The sequence below is a fragment of the Candidimonas humi genome, assembly GCF_019166065.1.
Classification (GTDB): domain Bacteria; phylum Pseudomonadota; class Gammaproteobacteria; order Burkholderiales; family Burkholderiaceae_B; genus Candidimonas; species Candidimonas humi.
The window spans coordinates 545,225-566,241 of sequence record NZ_JAHTBN010000002.1 but is presented as its reverse complement, the minus strand read 5'-3'; the positions used below and the strand labels follow the sequence as shown (position 1 = coordinate 566,241).

Genomic DNA, 21,017 nt, shown 5'->3' with positions numbered 1-21,017 from the left:
CATCAGAACGAAATGCCTTGTTCGTTGCGCCGTAGATCTTCACGCACCATCATCTGGCACAGATCTTCCAAAGTGGTGGACGGTTGCCAGCCCAGGCGCGCTCTGGCCTTGGCCGGGTCGCCGATCAATAGTCCGACTTCGGCAGGGCGGTAAAACCTGGGGTTGATACGGACCAGGGTCTTGCCTGTGGCGGCATCCCTGGCGATCTCTTGTTCTGCACTGCCTTCGAACACCAGATCGTAGCCGGCAGCCTTGAAGGCCATGGCTGCGAAGTGGCGTACAGTCTCGCTGCGATGAGTCGCCACCACATAGGTGTCGGGTTGATCGGCTTGCAGCATGCGCCACATGGCGTCTACATATTCTTTGGCATAACCCCAGTCACGCGCCCCTCGGAAGCTACGAATATCCAGATCTGAACCCATCGGCGATGATGTGGATACGTGCTGATGAGTCTCAACTTTTCATACCTTTCCGGCCAATCCTCGCATATTCCCTGCAGAGCCTTCCTCCTATGGCGAGAACAAAGTATGATTAAGTATGAATTCTCAGTGGGGCACTCCATGGCCACAATCGAACGACTCACCGTAACCATGCCTGCCGAGATGGCAGCAACGCTGAAGCGCGCCGTGGACTCGGGTGAATATGCTTCCGCCAGCGAGGTTATCCGCGAGGCTTTGCGCGACTGGTCCTTTAAACGGCAACTGCGGCTGGAAGAATTGGCCGCGCTCAAACAAGACATCGATAAGGGTTTGGACGATGTCGCCGCTGGCCGCGTCCGGGAATTTGATGTCGAGCGCATTGCCGACCGAGGAAGAAAATTATTAGCCGCACGCTCTTCCTGACCGAAACTGCCGAAGCAGATTTATCCGAAATCTGGCTATACATTGCCCAAGACGCATCGGAAGCGGTCGCCTTCCGATTAATCTCGAAAGTGCAAGAAACTTGTCGCAAGATATTGGCGTTTCCAGAAGGGCAACCTGCCCGCCCCCAGATCGCCCCGCGTTTACTTGCTCCTGCTGGCTCAGCGTCTGACCGCTGACCATGCCGCGAATGATGGCGTGCCCCTCGGAAGCTACGAATATCCAGACCTGAATCGCGCAGCGATGATACGAGGAATTTCTATCGGGGGCCCCTGCGTCCCATGGATTCTCATGTATTCCCCATCGTATCGTTAGATACTAATTTCTAGTATCATGCGTAAAGGGCCGTTATGCGCACCCGTCACCGGCGAACCTTGGAATTGATTTACTCCAGGCCCACTACAGCCAAGCTGAAGTGGCCGGACGTACTGGTGCTCTTTCAAGAACTCGGTGCCGAGATCATAGAAAGAGAAGGTTCGCGTGTCGGTATTGTGCTGTTTGGCGAGATCCGCGTGATGCATCGGCCTCATCCAACGCCAAACCTGGACAAAGCGGCTCTCGCAAGCATCCGAAAATGGCTGGAACGCAATGGGGTCGCTCCGTGAACAATGTTATGACGATAAACGGCCATCCGGCCGTGATCAGCTTCGACCCGGAACTCAATATGTTTCGAGGTGAATTCGTTACGCTGAACGGCAGCGCCGATTTCTACGCCTCCGATATCGCCGGGCTCAAGCGCGAGGCTCGAATTTCACTCGATACCTTCATGGATTTGTGCAAGGAAAAAGGCATCGAGCCGCATAAACGCTTTTCAGGAAAATTCATTCTGCGCGTGCCGCCCGACACCCACGAAGCCGCCGCCCTGGCAGCCCAGGCCAGCGGAAAGAGCCTGAATCAATGGGTAGGCATGCTGATAGAACAGGCTATACACACCTGAAAGCGCGATTAAGCCAATCTTCAAGCTTTTGCTCTGCCGTGCAACCATTCTCGCAGTGCATTGTTGATGCGTGTCTGCCAGCCGGGGCCGCCGGCCTTGAAAGCTTCGATGATGTCGGCGTCGTAGCGAATTGCCGTCTGCACCTTGACAGGAGCCTTCTGAGGCCCACGCTGGCCCCTGAGCTTCTTCTGCAGTGATGCAGGCAGCCCGTCGATACGTACAGCCGACTTGAAGTCGGCTTCGGTCCATTCGGGATTTTCGTCGTCAACCAATTCAGGGCGCGGCAGCTTGCTCATAATATTTAACCTCACGCAGGTTGGCTTTGCGCAGACTGATGACTCTGATGCCATAAGCGGTTTCGGTATACACCATGACATGCAGCCGTGCGCCGATCATGCCTATGGCCCGGATGCGGGTTTCGCCGTAGTCATGGCGATCATCGATACGGTATAGCGCAGAATCAAAATCGAACTCTTCCGCCATCAGGAATGGAAGCCCACGCCGTTGCGCATTCAGCTCCGACTTTTTGGGGTCAAAATGCGATTTCCATATATTTGATTGTAGATGCGATTAAACATGGAATCAATCTGAACTGCCTGCTATAGGCACAGGACGTATCGCAGCGCCGCAGCGTCTGGCCCCACCCACCGCGCTGGGTAGCAGCTACCCTTCCCGCGTCAGCACATTGGCGCGTATGCGGTTCAGCAACCCTATCAAGGTATCTTGCTCCTGCTGACTCAGCCCAGCTACGGCGCACTGGTGCAGTTGCAGGGCGATAGGCAGGACGCGGGCGAATTGCTTGCGGCCGGCGGGACACAGCCTGATGGCGGCCACGCGCTGGTCTATGGGGTCGGGGTGGCGGGCGATATAGCCGGCCTTTTCCATGACGGTCAGGGCGCGCGACAGAGTGGCCTGGTCGCTGCCTGTGATATTGGCCAGGGCGCTTACGCCCAGGCCGTCGGCATCGCGCAGGAACGCCAGCACGCGCCAGTGCAGCAAGGTCATGCCGTGTTCTCGCAGCACCAGTTGGAAGTCGGCGTTCAGTGCCGAGGTGGCGCGGTTCAGCACGTAGGGCAGAAAGGCGGCGTGCCCGGGATAGGCGGCCGCCCGGCCTGGGTTTGCATTCTGGCCTAGTGTGGCTTTTGCGCCAACGGCCAGTGCACTGGTTGTTGCATCGCTCGCTGCGCCGGGCTCCACGCGGCCCCTTGCACCGGGCTTGGCACGAGCCTGGGCGCCTCGTCCTTGTACAAGCACCGAGATCGGCGCACCACTTTGTTCACCGCTATCCGCTTCATGCTCCACGATGAATACCCTTTTTATACTGCCCGTATATTCCGGCAGCAGACATTTGGCTGCTTGCGCCACCTATACCAGATCGCAAATCTTGCAAGGCCACTACAGGTGGTTTCAGCCAGACTTAGATGGGTCTTGCAGACTGTAGCGTACCGGATATCTGTGTGGAAGCATCGAAATTTCGCTCGTTCGTAAACTTTCGGCGCTATTTAAAAACACAGCCGCCCGTCAAGCGCCCCCGCCAGGTCAAACCTGGGCACCTTGAAGGGTTCCTCAGGCCCTTCTCACAGTTTATATACTGTGTTTATATACAGCTATCAGAACGCCGCGCCAGACACGCTGCCGGCTTGCTTTTCAACGCATCGTATATACAATAGGGGGATGTGATGATTCCGCTCGTAATTTCTCCGGCAATCCGCAAAAAGCTAGAGGAAAAACACAAGGTTCAGGAACTCGAAATTCGCGAATGCTTCCTCAACCATGACGGAAAATACCTGGAAGACACCAGGGAAGACCATCTTACAGACCCTCCGACTCTTTGGTTCATTGGCCAAACGTACAAGGGCCGCGAACTGAAAGTAATTTTCGTGTGCCGGGATAGAAACATCTACATCAAATCGGCATACGATGCCGATTCCGAGTCAAAACGTATATATACGGAACTGACCGCAAAGCAGCAAGGAGAATGAAATGAGCAATGCCAAGAAGATTCCTGGCACTGTTGACGCGTGGGAAACGGGCGCGCTTGGCAATAGCCAAGAACATGCGAAGCTGGCCAGCCCGGACATCCAGCGCGAAGTCGAAGACACGCTGGCAATGCAATTGATTTCGATCAGGCTCCCGAAGTCTGTCATCGAAGACTTCAAAGCCATCGCGTCGCTTGAAGGTATCGGCTATCAGCCGCTGATGCGTGCGGCGCTGATGCGATTTGCGCAAGGAGAATCACGCCGCATCATGCACGAGCTTGCGGCCGGCCAAAAACGGGCACAAAAAGAAAAAGAAGCAGAAGCCGCCGCGCATCCCAAAAAAGCAGCCTAGGAACCCTGGGCCAACAGCCCCTTATTGCCCCCGCCTATAGCCGCTCGAAGATGCCTGCAGCGCCCATGCCGGTACCCACGCACATGGTCAGCATGCCGTAGTCCAGCTTGCGCCGGCGGATGCCGTGGACGACGGTGGCGGCGCGGATGGCGCCGGTGGCGCCCAGGGGATGGCCCAGCGCAATGGCGCCACCCATGGGGTTGACGATGTCCGGGTTCAGGCCCAGGTCGCGGATGACGGCCAGCGACTGGGCGGCAAAGGCTTCGTTCAGTTCGATCCAGCCGATCCGGTCCAGCGCAAGGCCGGCGTGCTTCAGGGCCCGGGGTATGGCTTCTTTGGGGCCTATGCCCATGATTTCCGGCGGCACGCCGCGCACGGCGAAGGTGACGAAGCGCGCCAGCGGCGTGAGGCCGTGGGTCTTCAGGCCGCGTTCGGACATCAGCAGCAGGGCCCCGGCGCCGTCGGATATCTGCGAGCTGTTGCCGGCGGTGACGCTGCCGCGCGCCGCGAAGGCGGGCTTGAGCCGCGCCAGGGCTTCCATGCTGGTATCGGGCCGCGGGCCTTCGTCGAGTTCGACGCGGCGGCGCACTTCGACGACGTCGCCGCTGGCGAGGTCGGGGCGACGGTCGACGATGTCCAGGGGCAGCATTTCGTCGGCGAATTCGCCGGCTTTCTGGGCCGCCAGCGCGCGCTGGTGCGAGCGCAGCGCGAAGGCGTCCTGGTCTTCGCGCGAGACGTGCCACTGTTCGGCCACTTGTTCGGCGGTCAGGCCCATGCCGTAGGCGATGCCCAGGTTTTCGTCGCGCGCGAAGATTTCGGGGCTGAAGCTGGTGCTGACCCCCATGGTGGGCACCTGGCTCATGGATTCCACGCCGCCGGCCAGCAGTACGTCGGCGCCGCCCACGGCGATGCGGTCGGCGGCCATGGCGATGGCGGTCAGGCCGGAAGCGCAGAAGCGGTTGACGGTGACGCCCGGCACGGATACCGGCAGGCCGGACAGCAAGGCGCCGATACGGGCCACGTTCAGGCCCTGCGGGCCTTCGGGTATGGCGCAGCCCACGATGGCGTCTTCGATGGCGCTGGGGTCCAGGCTGGGGACTTGGGCCAGCACGCCGCGTATGGTGCGCGCCAGCAGGTCGTCGGGGCGCTGGTGCGACAGCATGCCGCGCGGCGCCTTGCCGATCGGCGTACGGGTGGCGGCGACGATGTAGGCTTGTTGCACGGTGCTCATGGCGATTCCTCGAGTCTCAGTTCCTGACGGGCTTGCCGGTCTTGAGCAGGCCGGTGATGCGTTCCTGGGTCTTGGGCTGGGCCAGCAGCGACAGGAAGGCGCGGCGTTCCAGGTGCATGATCCAGGCCTCGTCGACCAGCGAGCCCGGGTCGACGTCGCCGCCGCACAGCACTTGGGCGACCTGCGTGGCGACCAGGAAGTCGTAGTCTGATATATAGCCGCCCACTTTCATGTTGAGCAGTTGCGCCTTCAGGGTGGCGATGCCGTCGCGGCCGGCGACGGGGAAGGGCCGCGGCAAGGGCGGGTGCCAGCCGGATTCCGCCAAGGCGTGGGCCTGGCGCACCGCGACGTATAGCAGTTCGTAGCGGTTCATCACTACCGTGTCGGAAGGCAGCAGGTAGCCTATGTGCTGCGCGTCCGGCGCGGAACGCGACACTTGCGCCGAAGCCACCGCCAGCGCGTAGCGCTTCAGGAAGGCCAGCAGCGGCGCATCAGGCGCGCCGTCGGCGCGCAGTTCGGCCGCGCGGCGGGCGCAGTAGGTCAGGCCGCCGGCGCCGGGCACCAGGCCTATGCCGGCCTCGACCAGGCCGATATAGGTTTCGAAATGGGCCACCCGGGCCGCGCAGTGCACCGCCAGTTCGCAGCCGCCGCCCAGCGCCATGCCGGCCAGCGCCGCGACCACCGGCACGCGGGCGTAGCGCAGGCGCAGGGATACTTCCTGCATCTGCCGTTCGACGGGTTCCAGCGCGGCGGGGCCGCCCGCGGCGAACACCGGCAGCATCGCCTTGAGGTCGGCGCCGGCGGAAAACGGGTCGTCGAGCTGGCCTATGACCAGGGCCCCGTACGAGGCCTCGGCCAGGTCTACGGCCTGCATCACCCCGTGCAGCACGTCGGGGCCTATGGTGTGCATCTTGGTCTTGAACGAAAGCACCAGCACGTCTTGCGGATGCGGCTCGGGCAGCGTCCAGCAGCGTACCGCCTGGTTCTCGAAGACCACGGTCGCGTCCAGGGCGTCGGGCTCGCCCACCAGGCGCGGGGCGCCGACCTGGCGCCGGTACACCGGCAGCGCGCTGCGCGGCTCGAAGCGCCTTGCCCGGGGGTTCCACGACCCTTCGGCGGTCTGCACGCCGCGCGCTTCCCACACCGGGCCCGTGCTGGCCCAGGACGGCAGCGGCGCATCCGCCAGGGCCTGGCCCGCGGCGATGTCTTCGGCGACCCAGCCGGCCACTTCGCGCCAGCCCGCCGCCTGCCAGATCTCGAACGGCCCGCGCGCGTGGCCGAAGCCCCAGGCCATGGCCTGGTCCACCTGGCGCGCGGTATCGGCGATTTCGGCCAGGTGCACGGCGCTGTAGTGGAAGCTGTCGCGCAGCACCGCCCAGACGAAGCGGGCCTGGGGATGTTCGGACACGCGCAAGGCCTGCAGGCGCGCCGCGGGGTCGCGTTCGGCGAGGATCGCGGCGACGCCTTCGTCGATCTTGGAGTCGGCCGGCACGTATTCGCCGGTGGCCGGGTCCAGGCGCAATATGGCCTTGCCCTGCTTGCGGTAGAAACCGGCGCCGGTCTTCTGTCCCAGCGCGCCCTTGGCCACCAACGCGGCCAGCACGGGCGGCACTTCGAAGTGCGCGCGGAAGGGGTCGTCGGGCAGCCCTTCGCGCATGGTGCGGATGACGTGTTCCAGCGTGTCCAGGCCGACCACATCGGCGGTGCGGAAGGTGCCCGACTTGGCGCGCCCCAGGCGCGTGCCGGTCAGCTCGTCGACCAGGTCGAAAGGCAGGCCGAACTTCTGCGCCTGCGCGAACACGGAAAGAATGCCGAAGACCCCGATGCGGTTGCCGATGAAGTTGGGGGTGTCCTTGGCGCGCACCACGCCCTTGCCCAGGCGCGAGACCAGGAAGGTCTCGAGTTCGTCGAGCAGGCGCGGTTCGGTGGCGGCGGTGGGGATCAGTTCCACCAGGTGCATGTAGCGCGGCGGATTGAAGAAGTGCACCCCGCAGAACCGGTGGCGCAGCGCCTCGGGCAGCACTTCGGACAAGGCGGTGATCGACAGGCCCGAGGTGTTGCTGGCCAATATCGCGTGCGGCGCCACGGCCGGCGCCAGCCGCTGGTAGAGATCGCGCTTCCAGTCGAGCCGCTCGGCGATCGCCTCGATGACGAGGTCGCAACCGGCCAGCAGGCCCAGGTGTTCTTCGTAGTTGGCGGGGGTGATCAGGTCGGCCAGGTCGGGCGTGCCCAGGGGCGCGGGGTTCAGCTTGCGCAGTTGCGCGATGGCCTTGTTGGCGATGCCGTTCTTGTCGCCTTCTTTGGCGGGCAGGTCGAACAGCACCACCGGCACGCCGGCGTTGACGCAGTGCGCGGCGATCTGCGCCCCCATCACCCCGGCGCCGCAGACCGCCACCTTGCGCAATCGCAGCAAACCCGCGGCCGGGACGGCACTGGAAGAAGAGGACGAGACTGCGGGGGTAGCCCCGGCTTCGCCGACCGATCGGTGTGTGGCCATCGATGACTCCGGAAAGCGCCAGGGCCGCGCAAACGCCGGGCCCTGGCCGGGAAAGGAATGCTTTCCGTAGAGTATACGCTGGGCTTTGAATGGCGAAACTGTAAGGGAAGCCGGGGCGCCACGCCAAGCCCATGGCCATCCAAAATCGCCGCATATCTCAATTAAATCAATGGCTTGAATAGGAAAAGGCAATTGCCGCCCTGCCCTTGCCGCGCCCCGCGCCAACGCGAGACATTACTGCGCATGCATGCAATAGCGGTAACCATATTCATGGTAACGTAGGCGCATATATATGCATCGACCGCTTGATGGGTCTCGCCAGTCTTGTAGACAAAATCTCATTGCAGGGGTTTGCGTGCCGCTAACTGTCAAACCATATTCCGACGCTCATGCCATAAAGAACATGGCGTTTGCGTTCGAATTCAGTACGCCATTACAGGCCGAAGTGCTGACATCTTTGCGTCAAGGGGAAGTTCATGCGAAATTGCTGGAGCAGCTACCGCGGCACACTGAGCAACGTGGCGTCGTGATCAATTTTGGTATGCCGCAGTTGCAGATTCCGACACCACAACCACCTTTGAACGGGCTCTTGTACGACTCCCTGAAGCCCAATGGCGAACCAAGCTGGGCGGTCAATATTCTCTCGAACATGCTCGTCGTGGTATGTGGCGAATACAGCCGCTGGGCACGGGTATGGGAACGTGCGCAAGAGTTTTTCATGATTGTTCTGCCTCACATCCTTTCTGCGACTGCGATTGGTACCGTAGGCCTACAATACACCGACGAATTTGGAGCCTTGGGCAATAAAGCGCAATTCACCCTTAACGGCGTTTTCAATCCAGAGTCTCGCTTTATCCCAAGAAACATCATTGGCGCCCATGGGCCCTGCCATTCCCACCATGGATTCTTCGAGCATATTGATACGCCTTCTCCGAGCCGCGTCCTGACGAACGTCAATGTAGATGTCGGAGAAGACTCAGGCAAGATGAAAATCAACATCACTACGGCTCATCGGTGTATTTTCGCTAGCCCGATACCTGGAACGTCGGATCAATTGCTCGCAGCCAACGGAGTGATCGGTAAAACGTTCGCCGCGCTACATGTGTTGAACAAGTCCGTCGTCGGCGATATTCTCACTACCGACGTCAAGGCGGCAATCAACTTCGATCGCCCCCCACAAGCATGAGGTTTGCAATGTTAGCCATCGCAGACGCCTACGACACAAATCATATCGGCCACGCTACAGCGCTACCTTCTTGGATGCGGCAGGCCACCATCCAGCGCACGGTGCCAAAGCCCTCCCAGTCTTACGGCATCTACGATGCGGTCGTGTCGGCTGTCACTGCCGCTACTTCAGATGAAGGGCTGGCGCTGGGCCGCGTACGGCTGGAGGGCAAACTCGGCGAATACGCATCCTTGAGCGAAGACTGGGATGGTTACGGCGGCGTACCGGCGCGCCCACAGTCAATCATCGATGCACGGCGATTCTTGAATTTGCTATACGCTCGCGCACCGATTCCCAGACCCATGCTTGCAGGAAGCGGCGAAATTTCTCTTTTTTGGGAAAGCGGGAACAATTATGCCGAGGTGTCGTTTCCTGGCGATAGAACGTTTCATTACTTCATCGACTCACCGGGTTTGACGACAAACGAGGACGACCTGTCTGTTGAGCGCGGAGCACTTCCCAGCCAGTTGGCTGACTTCTTGCGCACGCAATTCTATTAATGTCCTGCCGGGAATTTTTCGAGTCTTTGCCCACGGGGCCCGACTCGCATAAGCGGGCAGGTCTAATCAGCGACAGGCATCCCGACGGCTGCTGCGAGCAGGAGTCCGTAAGCACGTACTCTACCGGCAGAGTGGAAGACACTGAACACATTTTCCGCCTTATCTTCTCCCCTATCCATATCGAGGAAGATGGCCGGGTCAAAGCCGCTGCCTTCTCCGATGTCGAGGATAAGGGCCTTTCTTGCGACCGTAGCCCTACTTCGCAACCCGATGCCACGATCCATGCACGCGGACTTGAACAAGTGGCTACGCATAATCAAAACAACCTGGCCAAGCCTCGCCAATATTTGGGGGTGGTTAATGCGCTATGCAAAGATATTCGAGCCTTGCAATATGATGATGGCGACAAAGCTTTTGCCATATACGATACTGCCAAGGCAACGAATCCGCTGCACGTAGACGTATTCCAGACAATAACGAAATCACAATCCGAGCGAAAGCTGCTAAGAAAGAGACTCAGGGACAAGTTCAGCCAGGCTCTGCTTGCTCCACCCGCCCAGCGCTAAAGTCTCCATCTCCTAACAAAACAAACCTACCCAGCAGCGCCTGCCCCTCACTCAGGCGCAAGCCAGGTTCTCGGCGTTCTTGCGCTGCACGATTTCGGGGATGGGAACCCTGGCCTGCCTGGCCAGCCGCCCTTTGTCGAAGGCCAGCAACTGGCCGGGCTCGAGACGGGTCCAGACCTCGTTGTCGGTCAGCGGCTTGGTGGCGATGACCGCCACGCAGTCGCCTTGGAGATTGGTGCGGGAAAAGTCCACCGTCATGTCGGCGTCGATCAGGTGCGCCTTGGCGAAGGGCCATTGCCGCACGATGTAGTACAGGCTGGTGGAACAGTGCGCAAACAGGGTGCTGCCGTTGGAAATCAGGAAGTTGAACACGCCGTGCAGGGTGATTTCCCCAGTCAGCGTTTCCAGGGCCGCGAACAGTTCTTCGTCGCCCGGTTCGTCATTGCCGAAGGCGCTGCGCAGGCTCTGCAGGACGTGGCAGAAGGCGGTTTCGCTGTCGGTGCATCCGACAGGCCGATACTGGCCGGCCAGCTTGGGGCGGTAGTCCTTCAGGTCGCCGTTGTGGGCGAAGATCCAGTGCCTGCCCCATAGTTCGCGCATGAAGGGATGGCAGTTTTCCAGCGCGGTGCTGCCCTGGGTGGCTTTGCGTATATGCGCGATGACGTTGCGCGACTTGATCGGGTAGTTCTTGATGAGCTCGGCCACCGGCGACTGGCAGCAGGGGGCGTTGTCGATGAAGACGCGGCAGGCCTTGTTTTCGAAGAAGGCGACGCCGAAACCGTCGGCATGATGATCGGTACGCCCGCCCCGCGCCGCAAACCCCGTAAAAGAAAAGGTTATGTCGGTAGGGGTGGCACAGTTCATGCCCAACAGCTGACACATGGCAAATAGACGGACGAAACGGCGCGTCATTAAGGGCGTAGGCACCGAGCGCTACGCGATGCGCCGATTGACCCTGATTTTATTACGGGAAAACACCTACGGCCGGCAAGCAGGCCCACAAGCACTGAAAACTTCCTTCAATCAACTACTTATGGGCCGAAATCGACGTATTTTGGCAACAGGGCCGGTGGCAGCGGCCAGCGCCCGGATTCAAAGAAAGCTGCCAGAATTCGTTAGAATCGAAACTGAGCCAATCTAAGCGCATGCGCCGGTTCAAAACTTTCGGGTGGAGGTTCACCCGAGCTTGCCGCGACCGGCGTCGCCGATACAAAAGCCCATGCCACAGCCGCCATACCCCGACTTGATGAATTTCCTGTTGGATGCCGTATGTGTCGTCAATGAAGAAGGTGTTTTTCTTTCCATCACGGGGGCATGCGAGCAGATATTCGGCTACACCCCCGAAGAACTCGTCGGGCGCCAGATGCTGAGCCTGGTCTACCCGCCCGATCGCAAGAAAACGCTGAATGCGGTCGGCCGCCTGATGAAGGGCAAGCTGCAATACGATTTCGAGAACCGCTATGTGCGCAAGGACGGCCGGGTGGTGTACCTGATGTGGTCGGCGCGCTGGTACAAGGACAAGAAAATCCGCGTCGCGGTGGCGCGCGACATCACCGATCGCAAGAGCAAGCAGGGCGAACCCGCGGCAACGCTGCCGGGGCAGTCTTCGCGCTGGCGCCTGTCGAGTTCGCCGCCGTGCCTGATCCCGCCCGATTCCGCGCCCATACTCCTGTCGCGCCAGGATTACGTAGTGCTTTCGACGCTGGTGTCGAAGCGGCAGGCCGTCAGCCGCCAGGAAATCGTCGAGGCCCTGGGGCACGACTTCCTGGACTATGACCAGCGTCGCCTGGACACGCAGATGCGCCGCCTGCGGCGCAAGGTGGAAGACGCCTGCGGCCTGCGCCTGCCCATTGCCACGCTGCGCGGTGTAGGCTATCACTTCTATGAAGACGTAGAAGTGCAGGCCTGAAGCCGGCCTGCAAGACGCCTGCAAGACATATCAGGCCCACCAGGAAATCCACCCCCACATGACACGAGACACCACTGAAGACGGCTGGCGGCCCGGCAGCCGCTACCCCGACCCGGCCGTGCGCGCGCTGGATCCGCGCTTCGAATCGCTGCGGCTGTCCAGCGCCGCGGTCGAGCGCCTGTACACGGGCGGGCGCTGGGCCGAAGGGCCGGTATGGTTCGGCGACGGCCGTTACCTGCTCTGGAGCGACATACCCAATAACCGCATACTGAAGTGGGAAGAAGAAACCGGCGCGGTCAGTGTTTTTCGCCAGCCGTCGAACAATGCCAACGGCAACACGCGCGACGAGCGGGGCCGGCTGGTGTCCTGCGAACACCTGACGCGCCGCGTGACCCGCACCGAATACGACGGCTCGATCACGGTGATCGCCGACGCCTTCCAGGGCAAGCGCCTGAATTCGCCCAACGACGTGGTGGTCAAGTCCGACGGTTCGATCTGGTTTACCGATCCGCCCTTCGGCATCGCGGGCTGGTACGAAGGCAACGCCGCGCCGCAAGAGCTGCCCGCCTGCGTCTACCGCGTCGACCCTGACTCGCTCGAGATCGCCATGGTGGCCGACGATGCCGTGGGCCCCAACGGCCTGGCTTTCTCGCCGGACGAGTCGCTGCTGTACGTGGTGGAATCGCGCGCGGCGCCGCGCCGCATCCGCGTTTACCAGGTGGATGGGCACAACCAGTTGCACTCGGGCAGCACGCTGATCGACTGCGGCCCCGGCACGGCCGACGGTTTCCGCGTCGACGTCGCGGGCAACCTCTGGTGCGGCTGGGGCATGGGCAGCGCGGGCCTGGACGGTGTGCGCGTGTTCGCCCCGGACGGCACGGCGCTAGGCCACATCGACTTGCCCGAGCGCTGCGCCAATCTGTGCTTCGGCGGGCTGCACGGCAACCGGCTGTTCATGGCATCGAGCCGCAGTCTTTATTCCCTGTATGTGAACACGCAGGGCGCGGCCTGGGGACGCGGCCGTCAGCGCTGAACGGCCGGGCGCGCGCAGGGCTTCGGGTCGCCCCGGCCTCAATACATCGCCGAACGGCCCGTCAGCGTCACGCCGATGCGGATCAGCAAGTACGATATTGCGTCGATGCAGCGCCCCAGCCATGCGCGGCGCTGCAGGCTGGCGCTGGTGACCCGCCGCGCGTCGTCGCGCATGACCGCGGCCAGTTGTTCCTGCAATCTGCTGGTGAAGCCTGGGTCGTCGACGAAGATATTGGCCTCGCGCGCCAGCAGCAGGCTGAAGGGGTCCAGGTTGGAAGAACCCACCGTCGCCTGGTCGTCGATGACGGCGACCTTGGCGTGCAGGTAGCTGGGCTGGTATTCGTAGAGTTCGATGCCGTCGTCCAGGATCTTGCTGTACAGGTAGCGGCCGGCGCGGTACTGCATGGGATATTCGGCGCGCCCCTGCAGCAGCAGGCGCACGCGCACGCCGCGCGCGGCGGCGCGTTCCAGCGCATGGCGCAGCCGGCGGCCCGGGAAAAAATACGCATTGGCGATGATGACCTCGCGCCTGGCCTGGCCGATGTCATGCAGATATACGCGTTCGATCGTCTGGCGATGCAGCACGTTGTCGCGCAGCGCCAGCGCGGCCCGCACGCCGCTCGCGTAGCGGGTGGCGGCCTCGAGGCGGCGCTGCATGCGCAGCTTGCGCCAGTCGGCCAGGCGCGCCGCGACATCGGCCCAGCTGCGGTGCCTGCGCCAGCCCATGCGCAGCCAAAGACTGTTCTGCATGGCCACGATTTCCGCCACCACCGGGCCTTCGACCTGCACGGCGTAATCCAGGCGCGGCCGAGGGCCCTCGCCGTCGTCGGGCACGTCTTCGAAGTCGTCGATGATATTGATGCCGCCCACGAAGGCGACGCGGCCGTCCACCACCGCCACTTTGCGGTGCAGCCTGCGCAAGCGCCGCGGATCCAGTGCCAGGCGTTTCAGGCCATGGGGCTCGGGCCGGTAGACGCGGTATTGAGCGCCCGCCGCGAGCAGCCTTTCGCCGATCTCTTGCGCGTGCGCCAGGCTGCCGAAGCCGTCGACCGCCACACGCACCTTCACGCCGCGTGCGCAGGCGGCTTGCAAGTGATCCAGGACCCGCGTGCCGGTGCGGTCGATATTGAAGATATAGCTTTCCAGGTGCACCGTGCTTTGCGCGGCATCGATGGCCGCGCACAAGGCGGGGAAGAACTGGCCGCCGTTGCGCAAGAGTTCGACGCGATTGCCTTCGTACCAATGCAGGCGCGGCTTCGAAGGCATGCCCGGCTACAGCCCCATGAGCTCGAAGGTGCCCCGGGCCAGCGCGGAATCGGGGTCGCGCAACTGCATCAGGATGTTGAAGTGATTGGCGCCGGCGACTTCCAGCCCCGAACCCGGAAAGCCCAGGTCGCGCCATTCCTGCAGATAATCGAGGCTCTGGCGCTTGAACTCGGAAGTCTCGTGTTCGCCCCAGGCCACCAGTATCGGGCAGCCCGCGGCGGGCAGCGCGGCCGATGGGCTCAGGCGCCGCGCGGAATCCGCGTCCAGGTTGATCCAGGAATTGATATGCGTGCCCACCAGGGGCCGCAGGTCGAACAGGCCGCTGATGGGGCTGGCGCTTTGCACCACGCTGGCCGGCACCCCATAGGCCTGGTGCCAGCCGCCGGCCAGCAGCATGCCGGCCAGATGGCCGCCGGCGGAACTGCCGCTGACGTGGATGCGGGCGGGGTCGCCGTTGTATTGCGCGATATGTGCATGCACCCAGGCCAGCGCGCGCCGGCACTGGTCGACGATGCGTTCGAGCGAAGCCTGCGGCGCCAGGGAATAATTGACCGCGACCACGGTGGCGCCGGCCGCGTGGAACGCGGGCGCCATGAATTGCGAATCGCTGCTGGCCAGGGCGCGCCAATAGCCGCCGTGTATGAAGAAGTACACCGGCGCGCCGGCGGCCGGCGCGGGGAAGATATCCAGGATCTCGTCGGGGTGGCTGCCGTAGGGCACGGCCAGGCTGCCCGGCACTTGTGCGCGGGCCTGCGCGCTGTAGTCGGCGTATTCCTCGAGAAACGGCATGCAGTCCGGCACCGAGGCGCGGGCGTTGTAGAGCCGGTCGAATTCTTCAAGGGTATAGCCGAGCGGATTTGGATCTGGATGCATGTCTGCGCCTATGCTCTGATACGCGCGTACGGCAGGCGGCTGCACCGCCCCGGCGCGGTTCTGCTGTTATACCAGAACTGCCGCCGGCGGCCCGGCGGCGGTCAGGGCAACTCGAGTTCGGCGAGCAAGGGTGCGTGGTCGGACATCTGCTTCCAGGGCGCGCCCTGCAGCACTTGGGCGTAATGCACGGCGAAGCCGCGCTGGTAGATGCGATCGAGGCGCAGCCAGGGGAATACGGCGGGAAAGGTACGCGGCGGCAGGCTCAGGCGCGCCGCGCCGTTCATGGCGAGTTCTTGCGCGGGCTGTATGCGGCCCGGTTCGTGCGGGGCGAAGAGCCCGACGGGCTCGTAGATGGAGCGGCGCAATTGCATCGCCCCATGCAGGCCGCGCAGGCTGCGGGTGATGCGGCGCACCGGGTTGCGCGGGACTACGGGGCCGCTGGGGGCGCGTTCGGGCGCCACGGCAAATACCTCGCACAGCCCCAGTTGCTGCACGAACAGCGGCGCCAGGCGGTTGTTCCAGTCGTTGAAATCGCCGGCAATCAGGATGGGTTCGTCGTCGGGCACCAGGCGCTTGATGCGCTCGACCAGCGCGCCCACCTGGCGCGAGCGGCTGCCCGCGAACAGGCCCAGGTGCACCACCAGGCAATGCACCGGCGTGCCGTTGATCTGCACCGTGACGTGCAGCAGGCCGCGCTGCTCGAGCCTGTGGTCGGAGATGTCCTGGTTTTCCTGGCTGAGTATGGGAAAGCGCGACAGCAGCGCATTGCCGTGGTCGGTGTTCTGGCGCACCGCGTTGCAGCCGTATGCGGCCTGCATGCGCAGCGCGGCGCCCAGCGATTCGTGCTGGGCGTCGAGACTGGAGCGGCGTTCGTTGCGGCCCTGCACTTCTTGCAGGAACAGCAGGTCGGGGCGCAGGCCATAGAGGCCCAGCCGCAGATCGGCCAGGCTTTCACGGCTACCCGTGGCGGAACGGCCCTTATGGATGTTATAGCTGACGATGCGTAATACGGACACGAAGCGTCTTCTTAGTTGGTTCCCGCTGTTTGGGATCGTACCTCTTTTGCGGCGCGCCGCGACTGGGTAAAAACACCAAGCGTGTGGATTTTCTGTTAAACAACCATTAATTAATGGAAATTTCCGTTAATTCCGATATTTATGCCTTAAATCGGAAAAACTGGAGGCGCGCTGCGCCCCCCGCAAAACGGAGACATCAAGGGGTTGGATCGATTGCAGGGGAATAGTTCCCCTGAAGCCCCTGAGCCAGCCAGGCCGGCCGCGCGGGTGCGCGCGCCGAAAGAGGCCTGATGTGCCAATACATGGGGGCGGTGCGTGGCCGCACAAGTGCAGAGAGGCGCGGAGGGCAGGAATGCCGGATACGCGGCCATGCGCGGGCTGAGGCTGCTTGCCGGAGCCGGAGCCGAAATCGAAGGAGAGGTCGAAGAGGGAGCCGAAGCCGAGATCGAAGCAAAAAACTCGCGGACGCAGTATGCGCCGACGCGCGGCAGCATATTCGCGGCAGCCGGGCAGCGCCCCGGCGTATTCCGGCGGCGGCCACCCGACACCCGCGGCGCGGGGCCGCGGGTATAAGGGACGCCTCAGGCGGCCGGCTTGGGCTCGACGTTGCGCAGGCGGATGTGCAGCTCGCGCAACTGCTTCTCGTCGACGAACGAAGGCGCCTGGGTCAGCAGGCACTGGGCGCGCTGAGTCTTGGGGAAGGCGATCACGTCGCGGATCGACTCGGCGCCGGCCATCATGGTGACCAGGCGATCCAGGCCGAAGGCCACCCCGCCGTGCGGCGGCGCGCCGTACTGCAGGGCGTCCAGCAGGAAGCCGAACTTGTTGCGCGCTTCTTCGGCGTCGATGTTCAGGGCGCGGAACACCTTGCTCTGCACTTCGGCGCGATGGATACGCACCGAGCCGCCGCCGACTTCCCAGCCGTTCAGGACCATGTCGTAGGCCTTGGCCAGGGCGCGGGCCGGATCGGACTCGAGGTAGTCTTCGTGGCCGTCCTTGGGGCTGGTGAAGGGATGGTGCGCGGCGAAGTAGCGCCCTTCTTCTTCGTCGTATTCGAACATGGGGAAATCGATCACCCACAGGGGCTTCCAGCCCTGTTCGAACAGGCCGTTCTGCTTGCCGAAGTCGCTGTGGCCGATCTTCACGCGCAGCGCGCCCATGGCGTCGTTGACCACCTTGGCCTTGTCGGCGCCGAAGAAGATCAGGTCGCCGCTGGCGGCGCCGGTGCGCTCGATCAGTTGCCGCAAGGCATCGACGTGGATGTTCTTGACGATGGGCGACTGCAGGCCGTCGGGAATCGAAGCCGCATCGTTGACCTTGATGTAGGCCAGGCCCTTGGCGCCGTAGATGCCGACGAACTTGGTGTAGGCATCGATTTCGCTGCGCGGCATGGCCGCGCCGCCCGGCACGCGCAGCGCCACCACCCGGCTGGCCGGGTCGTTGGCGGGCGCCGAAAACACCTTGAACTCGACGTCGCGCATCAGGTCGGAAATATCGGTGAATTCCAGCTTGACGCGCAGGTCGGGCTTGTCCGAGCCATAGCGGCGCATGGCCTCGTCCCAAGTCATGGTGGGGAACTGCGCCGGCAGGTCGACGTGCTGCACCACGGCGAACACATGGCGGATCATGCCTTCGAAGATCTCGCGTATCTCGGACTCGTTCAGGAACGAAGTCTCGCAATCGATCTGCGTGAATTCGGGCTGGCGGTCGGCGCGCAGGTCTTCGTCGCGGAAGCACTTGGTGATCTGGTAGTAGCGGTCGAAGCCCGACACCATCAGCATCTGCTTGAACAACTGCGGCGATTGCGGCAGCGCGTAGAACTGGCCGGCATTGACGCGCGAAGGCACGAGGTAATCGCGTGCGCCTTCCGGCGTGCTCTTGGTGAGCATCGGCGTTTCGATGTCGATGAAGCCGAGCTGGTCGAGGTACTTGCGCACTTCCATCGCGACGCGATAGCGCAGCATCAGGTTGTGCTGCATCATCGGGCGGCGCAGGTCCAGCACGCGATGCGTCAGGCGCGTGGTCTCGGACAGATTGTCGTCGTCCAGTTGGAACGGCGGGGTGACCGAGGGATTCAGGATCTCGATCTCGCGGCACAGGATTTCCACTTCGCCCGAGGCCAGTTCGCTATTGACCGTGCCTTCGGGGCGCAGGCGCACCAGGCCGCTGATGCGGATGCAGAATTCGTTGCGCAGCTTCTCGGCGATTTCGAAGGCCTGCACATTGTCGGGGTCGACCACCACCTGCGCCAGGCCGGCGCGGTCGCGCAGATCGATGAAGATCACGCCGCCATGGTCGCGGCGGCGATGAACCCAGCCGAACAAGGAAACCGTCTGGTCCAGATGGCGTCGGGACACCTCACCGGTGTAGCAGGTACGCATGAAGGATTACTCCGTTTGAAAAGTCGTGGTATCAGGCCCGGTCTCGGGGCGGGGCCGTATCGCGCGCATTCGGCGCGGCGCCGGCAGGCGCGCCGGCATGCCCCAGGGCCTTGACGGTCGGGGGCGGCGCTACCACCCCCATGGAAACGATGTACTTGAGCGCCGCGTCCACGCTCATGTTCAGCACCTGGACGTCCTGGCGCGGCATCATCAGGAAAAAGCCCGAAGTCGGGTTGGGCGTGGTGGGCACGTAGACGCTGACGTACTGGCCAGGCAGCCGGTCGGCCACCTCGCCGCTCGGCGCCCCGGTCAGGAACGCGATGGTCCAGGCGCCCTGGCGCGGATACTGCACCAGCACGGCCTCGCGAAACGCCTGGCCGTTGGGGGCCAGCACGGTGTCGCTGACCTGCTTGACCGAGTTGTAGATGGAACGCACCAGCGGGATGCGCCCCAGCAGTTGTTCCCAGCGATCGACAAAGGCCCGGCCGATGAAGTTGGCGGCCAGCAGCCCGGTGAGGAACACCACCACCAGCACCAGCGCAACGGCGAAGCCCGGGATGCGCACGCCGAACAGCGACTGCGACGACAGGAAGGCCGGCACGAAGCTTTCGATGGCGCGGATCACCAGGGCAATGACCCAGACCGTGATGACCAGCGGGATCCAGATCAGCAGGCCGGTGATGAAGTATCGCTTGAAGAAACGCATGTAGGGTTCAGGTGCTCGACGAGGTCGGCGCGGCGGGCGCCGCAGGAGCTGCGGCGGGCGCGGCAGACTTGTCGGCCGACGCCGGCTTGTTCGCCGATGCCGCCGTGTCCGGAGACGCCGGCTTGTCGGCGGCCGCGGCGGCGCCGTCGGTTCCCGAGGCGTGCCCGGAATGGCTCTTGCCGCCCGAGTCGGACCCGGGCTTGGAGCCGTTGTTGCGGAAGTCGGTCACGTACCAGCCCGAGCCCTTGAGCTGGAACCCGGCAGCCGTCACCTGCTTGGAATAAGTGCTTTGCCCACAGGCGGGGCACACCGTCAACAACGGATCAGACAGTTTCTGCAGGACGTCCTGCTGGTGTCCGCAGGCGCTGCACTTGTATGCATAAATAGGCACGACAACAATTCCCGAATAAATTCGACCTCGACCCGCCGGCCGGGCCGTCGCGGCACGCCGCGCACAGGCCGGGCAAGGCGAGAAACCCGCGGCAACGACAATACTTCCCCGCAAGCGCGCGCCCGCGGGGAAGTAGCGATCTCGGGCCTGCCCGAAAGAGGCAACGGTCGGCACGCCGGCCTGACGTTTCTTTGGCGTTTCTTGGATGTAAGAAAAGGCCAGGAGGCGGCAGGGTGCTGAAAAACATTTAATTTTAGCTGTTTTTGCTTCAGATCGCCGATATTCGGCCACCGCGCCCCGCAAGACGGGCCGCAACGGGGTCGAGGAGTTCACGACGCGCCGTGAACGTCGTTGGCGACCCATGTTCCAAGCCGCCAGAAACCGTTGGCAAACAAGGCGGAAACATGCTCCTCTATGAGCATTTTGACGCTGTTGATCGCCAGCGATGCGTCCTTGCGGCGGGCATGCGCAATGCAAAGCTTCCAATTCAACAGGGCTGACGAGAACGGGATCGCGCACAGCCTGCCCGCGCGAATGTCGTCTTCCAGCCACGTGCGGCTGAATATGGTGCAGCCCAGGCCTTTCTCCACAATACCCTTGGTCGAGCGAATGCTGTCGCTCTCGAACAGTATGTTGGGATGGGTGCCATCGGCGGCGCACAGGCGCTCTACCAACACGCGAATGCTATGCGGACGCCGAGGCAGGACCAGCGGCAACTTGGCCAGATCGCGCAGCGAGTGGTTTTCGGGATGCACCAGCGGCAAGCCGTTGATCGGATCGCGCGCAGGCGCGATCACAAACAACGGCTCGACGATGAGTGTCTGGACCTCGAAGTCGGCGCCGTACTCGGGGTTGTACAGCAAGGCAATATCGATTTCACCCTCGGACAGCCAGTTATGGATGGTGTCCGAGGTGCTTTCACGCAGTTGCAGGCGGATCAAGGGATAGCGCAGGCGGCATTGCTCGAAGATCAATGGCGCCAGCACCGGACTGGTGGCCGGCGGCAGCGCTATTCGCACTACCCCGGCGGCCTGCTGCAGCACGCCGCGCACATCGCGCTCCACATCCTTCAGCTCGTCAATGAGGCGTTGAGCGCGCGTCAGCAGGATAGCGCCCGACTCGGTGAGAATTGCCCCACGCGCATGGCGTTTGAGCAGCGGCACGCCGAAATGATGCTCCAGCCGCTGCACGCGCTTGGACAGCGACGACTGCGCCACACGCAGCCGCGCGGCGGCGGCGGAAAAGCTGCGCAACTGGGCGACGACAATAAACGCGTTGAGATCTTCGAAAATCATG

General features: G+C 62.9%; 24 protein-coding genes and 1 pseudogene. 11 read left to right on the top strand and 14 right to left on the bottom strand.

What is annotated here, in order from left to right; all coding sequences use genetic code 11:
- Positions 1–2: 2 nt before the first annotated feature.
- Positions 3–386, bottom strand: a pseudogene (locus tag KVP10_RS06015) (GDP-mannose 4,6-dehydratase); the annotation flags it as partial.
- 174 nt (positions 387–560) lie between these two features.
- On the opposite strand from KVP10_RS06015, the gene KVP10_RS06010 reads away from it, so the two are divergent.
- The 4 genes from KVP10_RS06010 (at position 561) to KVP10_RS05995 (ending at position 1,797) form a co-directional block, all read left to right on the top strand.
- A complete protein-coding gene (locus KVP10_RS06010; RefSeq protein ID WP_217963596.1) occupies positions 561–842 on the top strand; it encodes a ribbon-helix-helix domain-containing protein in 282 nt (93 codons plus the stop codon).
- Positions 818–1,039 carry a type II toxin-antitoxin system RelE/ParE family toxin gene (locus tag KVP10_RS21565; RefSeq protein WP_217963813.1) on the top strand — a complete coding sequence of 74 codons (222 nt, stop codon included), beginning with the start codon at positions 818–820 and terminating at the stop codon, positions 1,037–1,039. Before KVP10_RS06010 ends, KVP10_RS21565 begins: the two co-directional genes overlap by 25 nt.
- 195 nt (positions 1,040–1,234) lie before the next feature.
- Entirely contained in the window at positions 1,235–1,465 is a 231-nt protein-coding gene (locus tag KVP10_RS06000) for a type II toxin-antitoxin system HicA family toxin (protein WP_246600351.1), read from the top strand.
- A complete protein-coding gene (locus KVP10_RS05995; protein ID WP_217963594.1) occupies positions 1,462–1,797 on the top strand; it encodes a type II toxin-antitoxin system HicB family antitoxin in 336 nt (111 codons plus the stop codon). The genes KVP10_RS06000 and KVP10_RS05995 overlap by 4 nt, the downstream gene beginning before the upstream one ends.
- A gap of 20 nt (positions 1,798–1,817) precedes the next feature.
- Here KVP10_RS05995 and KVP10_RS05990 read toward each other — a convergent pair whose 3' ends face one another.
- From KVP10_RS05990 to KVP10_RS05980, 3 genes are all read right to left on the bottom strand, one after another.
- Positions 1,818–2,093, bottom strand: a complete 276-nt coding sequence (locus tag KVP10_RS05990; RefSeq protein WP_217963593.1) for a BrnA antitoxin family protein — start codon at positions 2,091–2,093, stop codon at positions 1,818–1,820.
- Positions 2,071–2,349, bottom strand: a complete 279-nt coding sequence (locus tag KVP10_RS05985) for a BrnT family toxin (protein ID WP_217963811.1) — start codon at positions 2,347–2,349, stop codon at positions 2,071–2,073. The genes KVP10_RS05990 and KVP10_RS05985 overlap by 23 nt, the downstream gene beginning before the upstream one ends.
- A gap of 111 nt (positions 2,350–2,460) precedes the next feature.
- Positions 2,461–2,865, bottom strand: a complete 405-nt coding sequence (locus tag KVP10_RS05980; protein ID WP_343218695.1) for a MarR family winged helix-turn-helix transcriptional regulator — start codon at positions 2,863–2,865, stop codon at positions 2,461–2,463.
- Between the two features lie 611 nt (positions 2,866–3,476).
- On the opposite strand from KVP10_RS05980, the gene KVP10_RS05975 reads away from it, so the two are divergent.
- Together KVP10_RS05975 and KVP10_RS05970 are read left to right on the top strand one after the other, a co-directional pair.
- Positions 3,477–3,779, top strand: a complete 303-nt coding sequence (locus tag KVP10_RS05975) for a BrnT family toxin (RefSeq protein ID WP_217963592.1) — start codon at positions 3,477–3,479, stop codon at positions 3,777–3,779.
- Between the two features lies 1 nt (position 3,780).
- On the top strand, positions 3,781–4,128 hold the full coding sequence (locus KVP10_RS05970; protein ID WP_217963591.1) for a BrnA antitoxin family protein: 348 nt from the start codon (positions 3,781–3,783) through the stop codon (positions 4,126–4,128).
- 34 nt (positions 4,129–4,162) lie between these two features.
- Here KVP10_RS05970 and KVP10_RS05965 read toward each other — a convergent pair whose 3' ends face one another.
- Positions 4,163–5,359, bottom strand: coding sequence for an acetyl-CoA C-acyltransferase (locus KVP10_RS05965; protein WP_217963590.1), 1,197 nt, complete (start codon positions 5,357–5,359; stop codon positions 4,163–4,165).
- Positions 5,360–5,375: 16 nt separating this feature from the next.
- The gene (locus KVP10_RS05960) at positions 5,376–7,856 is read right to left on the bottom strand and encodes a 3-hydroxyacyl-CoA dehydrogenase/enoyl-CoA hydratase family protein (RefSeq protein WP_217963589.1); all 2,481 of its coding nucleotides are present in this window, start codon (positions 7,854–7,856) and stop codon (positions 5,376–5,378) included.
- A gap of 292 nt (positions 7,857–8,148) precedes the next feature.
- Between KVP10_RS05960 and KVP10_RS05955 the strand changes: the two genes are divergently transcribed.
- From KVP10_RS05955 to KVP10_RS05945, 3 genes are all read left to right on the top strand, one after another.
- Complete coding sequence (locus KVP10_RS05955; protein WP_217963588.1) at positions 8,149–9,042, top strand: TIGR04255 family protein; 894 nt, start codon at positions 8,149–8,151, stop codon at positions 9,040–9,042.
- Positions 9,043–9,050: 8 nt separating this feature from the next.
- Complete coding sequence (locus tag KVP10_RS05950) at positions 9,051–9,581, top strand: hypothetical protein (protein ID WP_217963587.1); 531 nt, start codon at positions 9,051–9,053, stop codon at positions 9,579–9,581.
- A 131-nt stretch (positions 9,582–9,712) separates the two neighbouring features.
- Entirely contained in the window at positions 9,713–10,147 is a 435-nt protein-coding gene (locus KVP10_RS05945) for a hypothetical protein (RefSeq protein ID WP_217963586.1), read from the top strand.
- Between the two features lie 51 nt (positions 10,148–10,198).
- Here the strand turns inward: KVP10_RS05945 and KVP10_RS05940 are convergent, their stop codons facing one another.
- Positions 10,199–11,029 (bottom strand): class II glutamine amidotransferase, encoded by an 831-nt coding sequence (locus KVP10_RS05940; RefSeq protein WP_217963585.1) that lies wholly within the window; start codon positions 11,027–11,029, stop codon positions 10,199–10,201.
- Between the two features lie 337 nt (positions 11,030–11,366).
- Here KVP10_RS05940 and KVP10_RS05935 point away from each other — a divergent pair, with 337 nt between their 5' ends.
- Positions 11,367–12,056, top strand: coding sequence for a PAS domain S-box protein (locus KVP10_RS05935; protein WP_246600348.1), 690 nt, complete (start codon positions 11,367–11,369; stop codon positions 12,054–12,056).
- A 58-nt stretch (positions 12,057–12,114) separates the two neighbouring features.
- On the top strand, positions 12,115–13,089 hold the full coding sequence (locus KVP10_RS05930) for an SMP-30/gluconolactonase/LRE family protein (RefSeq protein ID WP_217963584.1): 975 nt from the start codon (positions 12,115–12,117) through the stop codon (positions 13,087–13,089).
- 38 nt (positions 13,090–13,127) lie between these two features.
- Here KVP10_RS05930 and clsB read toward each other — a convergent pair whose 3' ends face one another.
- The 7 genes from clsB to KVP10_RS05895 all read right to left on the bottom strand — a co-directional run bounded on the left by clsB (position 13,128) and on the right by KVP10_RS05895 (position 21,016).
- Positions 13,128–14,354: a cardiolipin synthase ClsB gene (gene clsB, locus KVP10_RS05925; RefSeq protein ID WP_217963583.1), complete on the bottom strand. Its 1,227-nt coding sequence runs from the start codon at positions 14,352–14,354 to the stop codon at positions 13,128–13,130.
- Between the two features lie 6 nt (positions 14,355–14,360).
- Positions 14,361–15,227 carry an alpha/beta hydrolase gene (locus tag KVP10_RS05920; RefSeq protein WP_217963582.1) on the bottom strand — a complete coding sequence of 289 codons (867 nt, stop codon included), beginning with the start codon at positions 15,225–15,227 and terminating at the stop codon, positions 14,361–14,363.
- A gap of 101 nt (positions 15,228–15,328) precedes the next feature.
- Positions 15,329–16,243: an endonuclease/exonuclease/phosphatase family protein gene (locus KVP10_RS05915; protein WP_217963581.1), complete on the bottom strand. Its 915-nt coding sequence runs from the start codon at positions 16,241–16,243 to the stop codon at positions 15,329–15,331.
- A gap of 581 nt (positions 16,244–16,824) precedes the next feature.
- Positions 16,825–18,624 carry an aspartate--tRNA ligase gene (gene aspS, locus KVP10_RS05910; protein ID WP_217963580.1) on the bottom strand — a complete coding sequence of 600 codons (1,800 nt, stop codon included), beginning with the start codon at positions 18,622–18,624 and terminating at the stop codon, positions 16,825–16,827.
- Positions 18,625–18,655: 31 nt separating this feature from the next.
- Positions 18,656–19,330 (bottom strand): DUF502 domain-containing protein, encoded by a 675-nt coding sequence (locus KVP10_RS05905; protein ID WP_217963579.1) that lies wholly within the window; start codon positions 19,328–19,330, stop codon positions 18,656–18,658.
- A 7-nt stretch (positions 19,331–19,337) separates the two neighbouring features.
- Positions 19,338–19,721 carry an FmdB family zinc ribbon protein gene (locus KVP10_RS05900; protein ID WP_217963578.1) on the bottom strand — a complete coding sequence of 128 codons (384 nt, stop codon included), beginning with the start codon at positions 19,719–19,721 and terminating at the stop codon, positions 19,338–19,340.
- Between the two features lie 329 nt (positions 19,722–20,050).
- Positions 20,051–21,016, bottom strand: coding sequence for a LysR family transcriptional regulator (locus KVP10_RS05895; protein ID WP_217963577.1), 966 nt, complete (start codon positions 21,014–21,016; stop codon positions 20,051–20,053).
- Position 21,017 lies beyond the last annotated feature (1 nt).

What these genes read in the sequence shown, in the direction of transcription:
- KVP10_RS06010 (WP_217963596.1), top strand. Translation starts at nt 561, where the DNA reads ATGGCCACAATCGAACGACTCACCGTAACCATGCCTGCCGAGATGGCA.
- KVP10_RS05990 (WP_217963593.1), bottom strand. Translation starts at nt 2,093, where the DNA reads ATGAGCAAGCTGCCGCGCCCTGAATTGGTTGACGACGAAAATCCCGAA.
- KVP10_RS05975 (WP_217963592.1), top strand. Translation starts at nt 3,477, where the DNA reads ATGATTCCGCTCGTAATTTCTCCGGCAATCCGCAAAAAGCTAGAGGAA.
- KVP10_RS05970 (WP_217963591.1), top strand. Translation starts at nt 3,781, where the DNA reads ATGAGCAATGCCAAGAAGATTCCTGGCACTGTTGACGCGTGGGAAACG.
- KVP10_RS05965 (WP_217963590.1), bottom strand. Translation starts at nt 5,359, where the DNA reads ATGAGCACCGTGCAACAAGCCTACATCGTCGCCGCCACCCGTACGCCG.
- KVP10_RS05960 (WP_217963589.1), bottom strand. Translation starts at nt 7,856, where the DNA reads ATGGCCACACACCGATCGGTCGGCGAAGCCGGGGCTACCCCCGCAGTC.
- KVP10_RS05955 (WP_217963588.1), top strand. Translation starts at nt 8,149, where the DNA reads ATGCATCGACCGCTTGATGGGTCTCGCCAGTCTTGTAGACAAAATCTC.
- KVP10_RS05950 (WP_217963587.1), top strand. Translation starts at nt 9,051, where the DNA reads ATGTTAGCCATCGCAGACGCCTACGACACAAATCATATCGGCCACGCT.
- KVP10_RS05940 (WP_217963585.1), bottom strand. Translation starts at nt 11,029, where the DNA reads ATGTGTCAGCTGTTGGGCATGAACTGTGCCACCCCTACCGACATAACC.
- KVP10_RS05935 (WP_246600348.1), top strand. Translation starts at nt 11,367, where the DNA reads ATGCCACAGCCGCCATACCCCGACTTGATGAATTTCCTGTTGGATGCC.
- KVP10_RS05930 (WP_217963584.1), top strand. Translation starts at nt 12,115, where the DNA reads ATGACACGAGACACCACTGAAGACGGCTGGCGGCCCGGCAGCCGCTAC.
- clsB (WP_217963583.1), bottom strand. Translation starts at nt 14,354, where the DNA reads ATGCCTTCGAAGCCGCGCCTGCATTGGTACGAAGGCAATCGCGTCGAA.
- KVP10_RS05920 (WP_217963582.1), bottom strand. Translation starts at nt 15,227, where the DNA reads ATGCATCCAGATCCAAATCCGCTCGGCTATACCCTTGAAGAATTCGAC.
- aspS (WP_217963580.1), bottom strand. Translation starts at nt 18,624, where the DNA reads ATGCGTACCTGCTACACCGGTGAGGTGTCCCGACGCCATCTGGACCAG.
- KVP10_RS05905 (WP_217963579.1), bottom strand. Translation starts at nt 19,330, where the DNA reads ATGCGTTTCTTCAAGCGATACTTCATCACCGGCCTGCTGATCTGGATC.
- KVP10_RS05895 (WP_217963577.1), bottom strand. Translation starts at nt 21,016, where the DNA reads ATGATTTTCGAAGATCTCAACGCGTTTATTGTCGTCGCCCAGTTGCGC.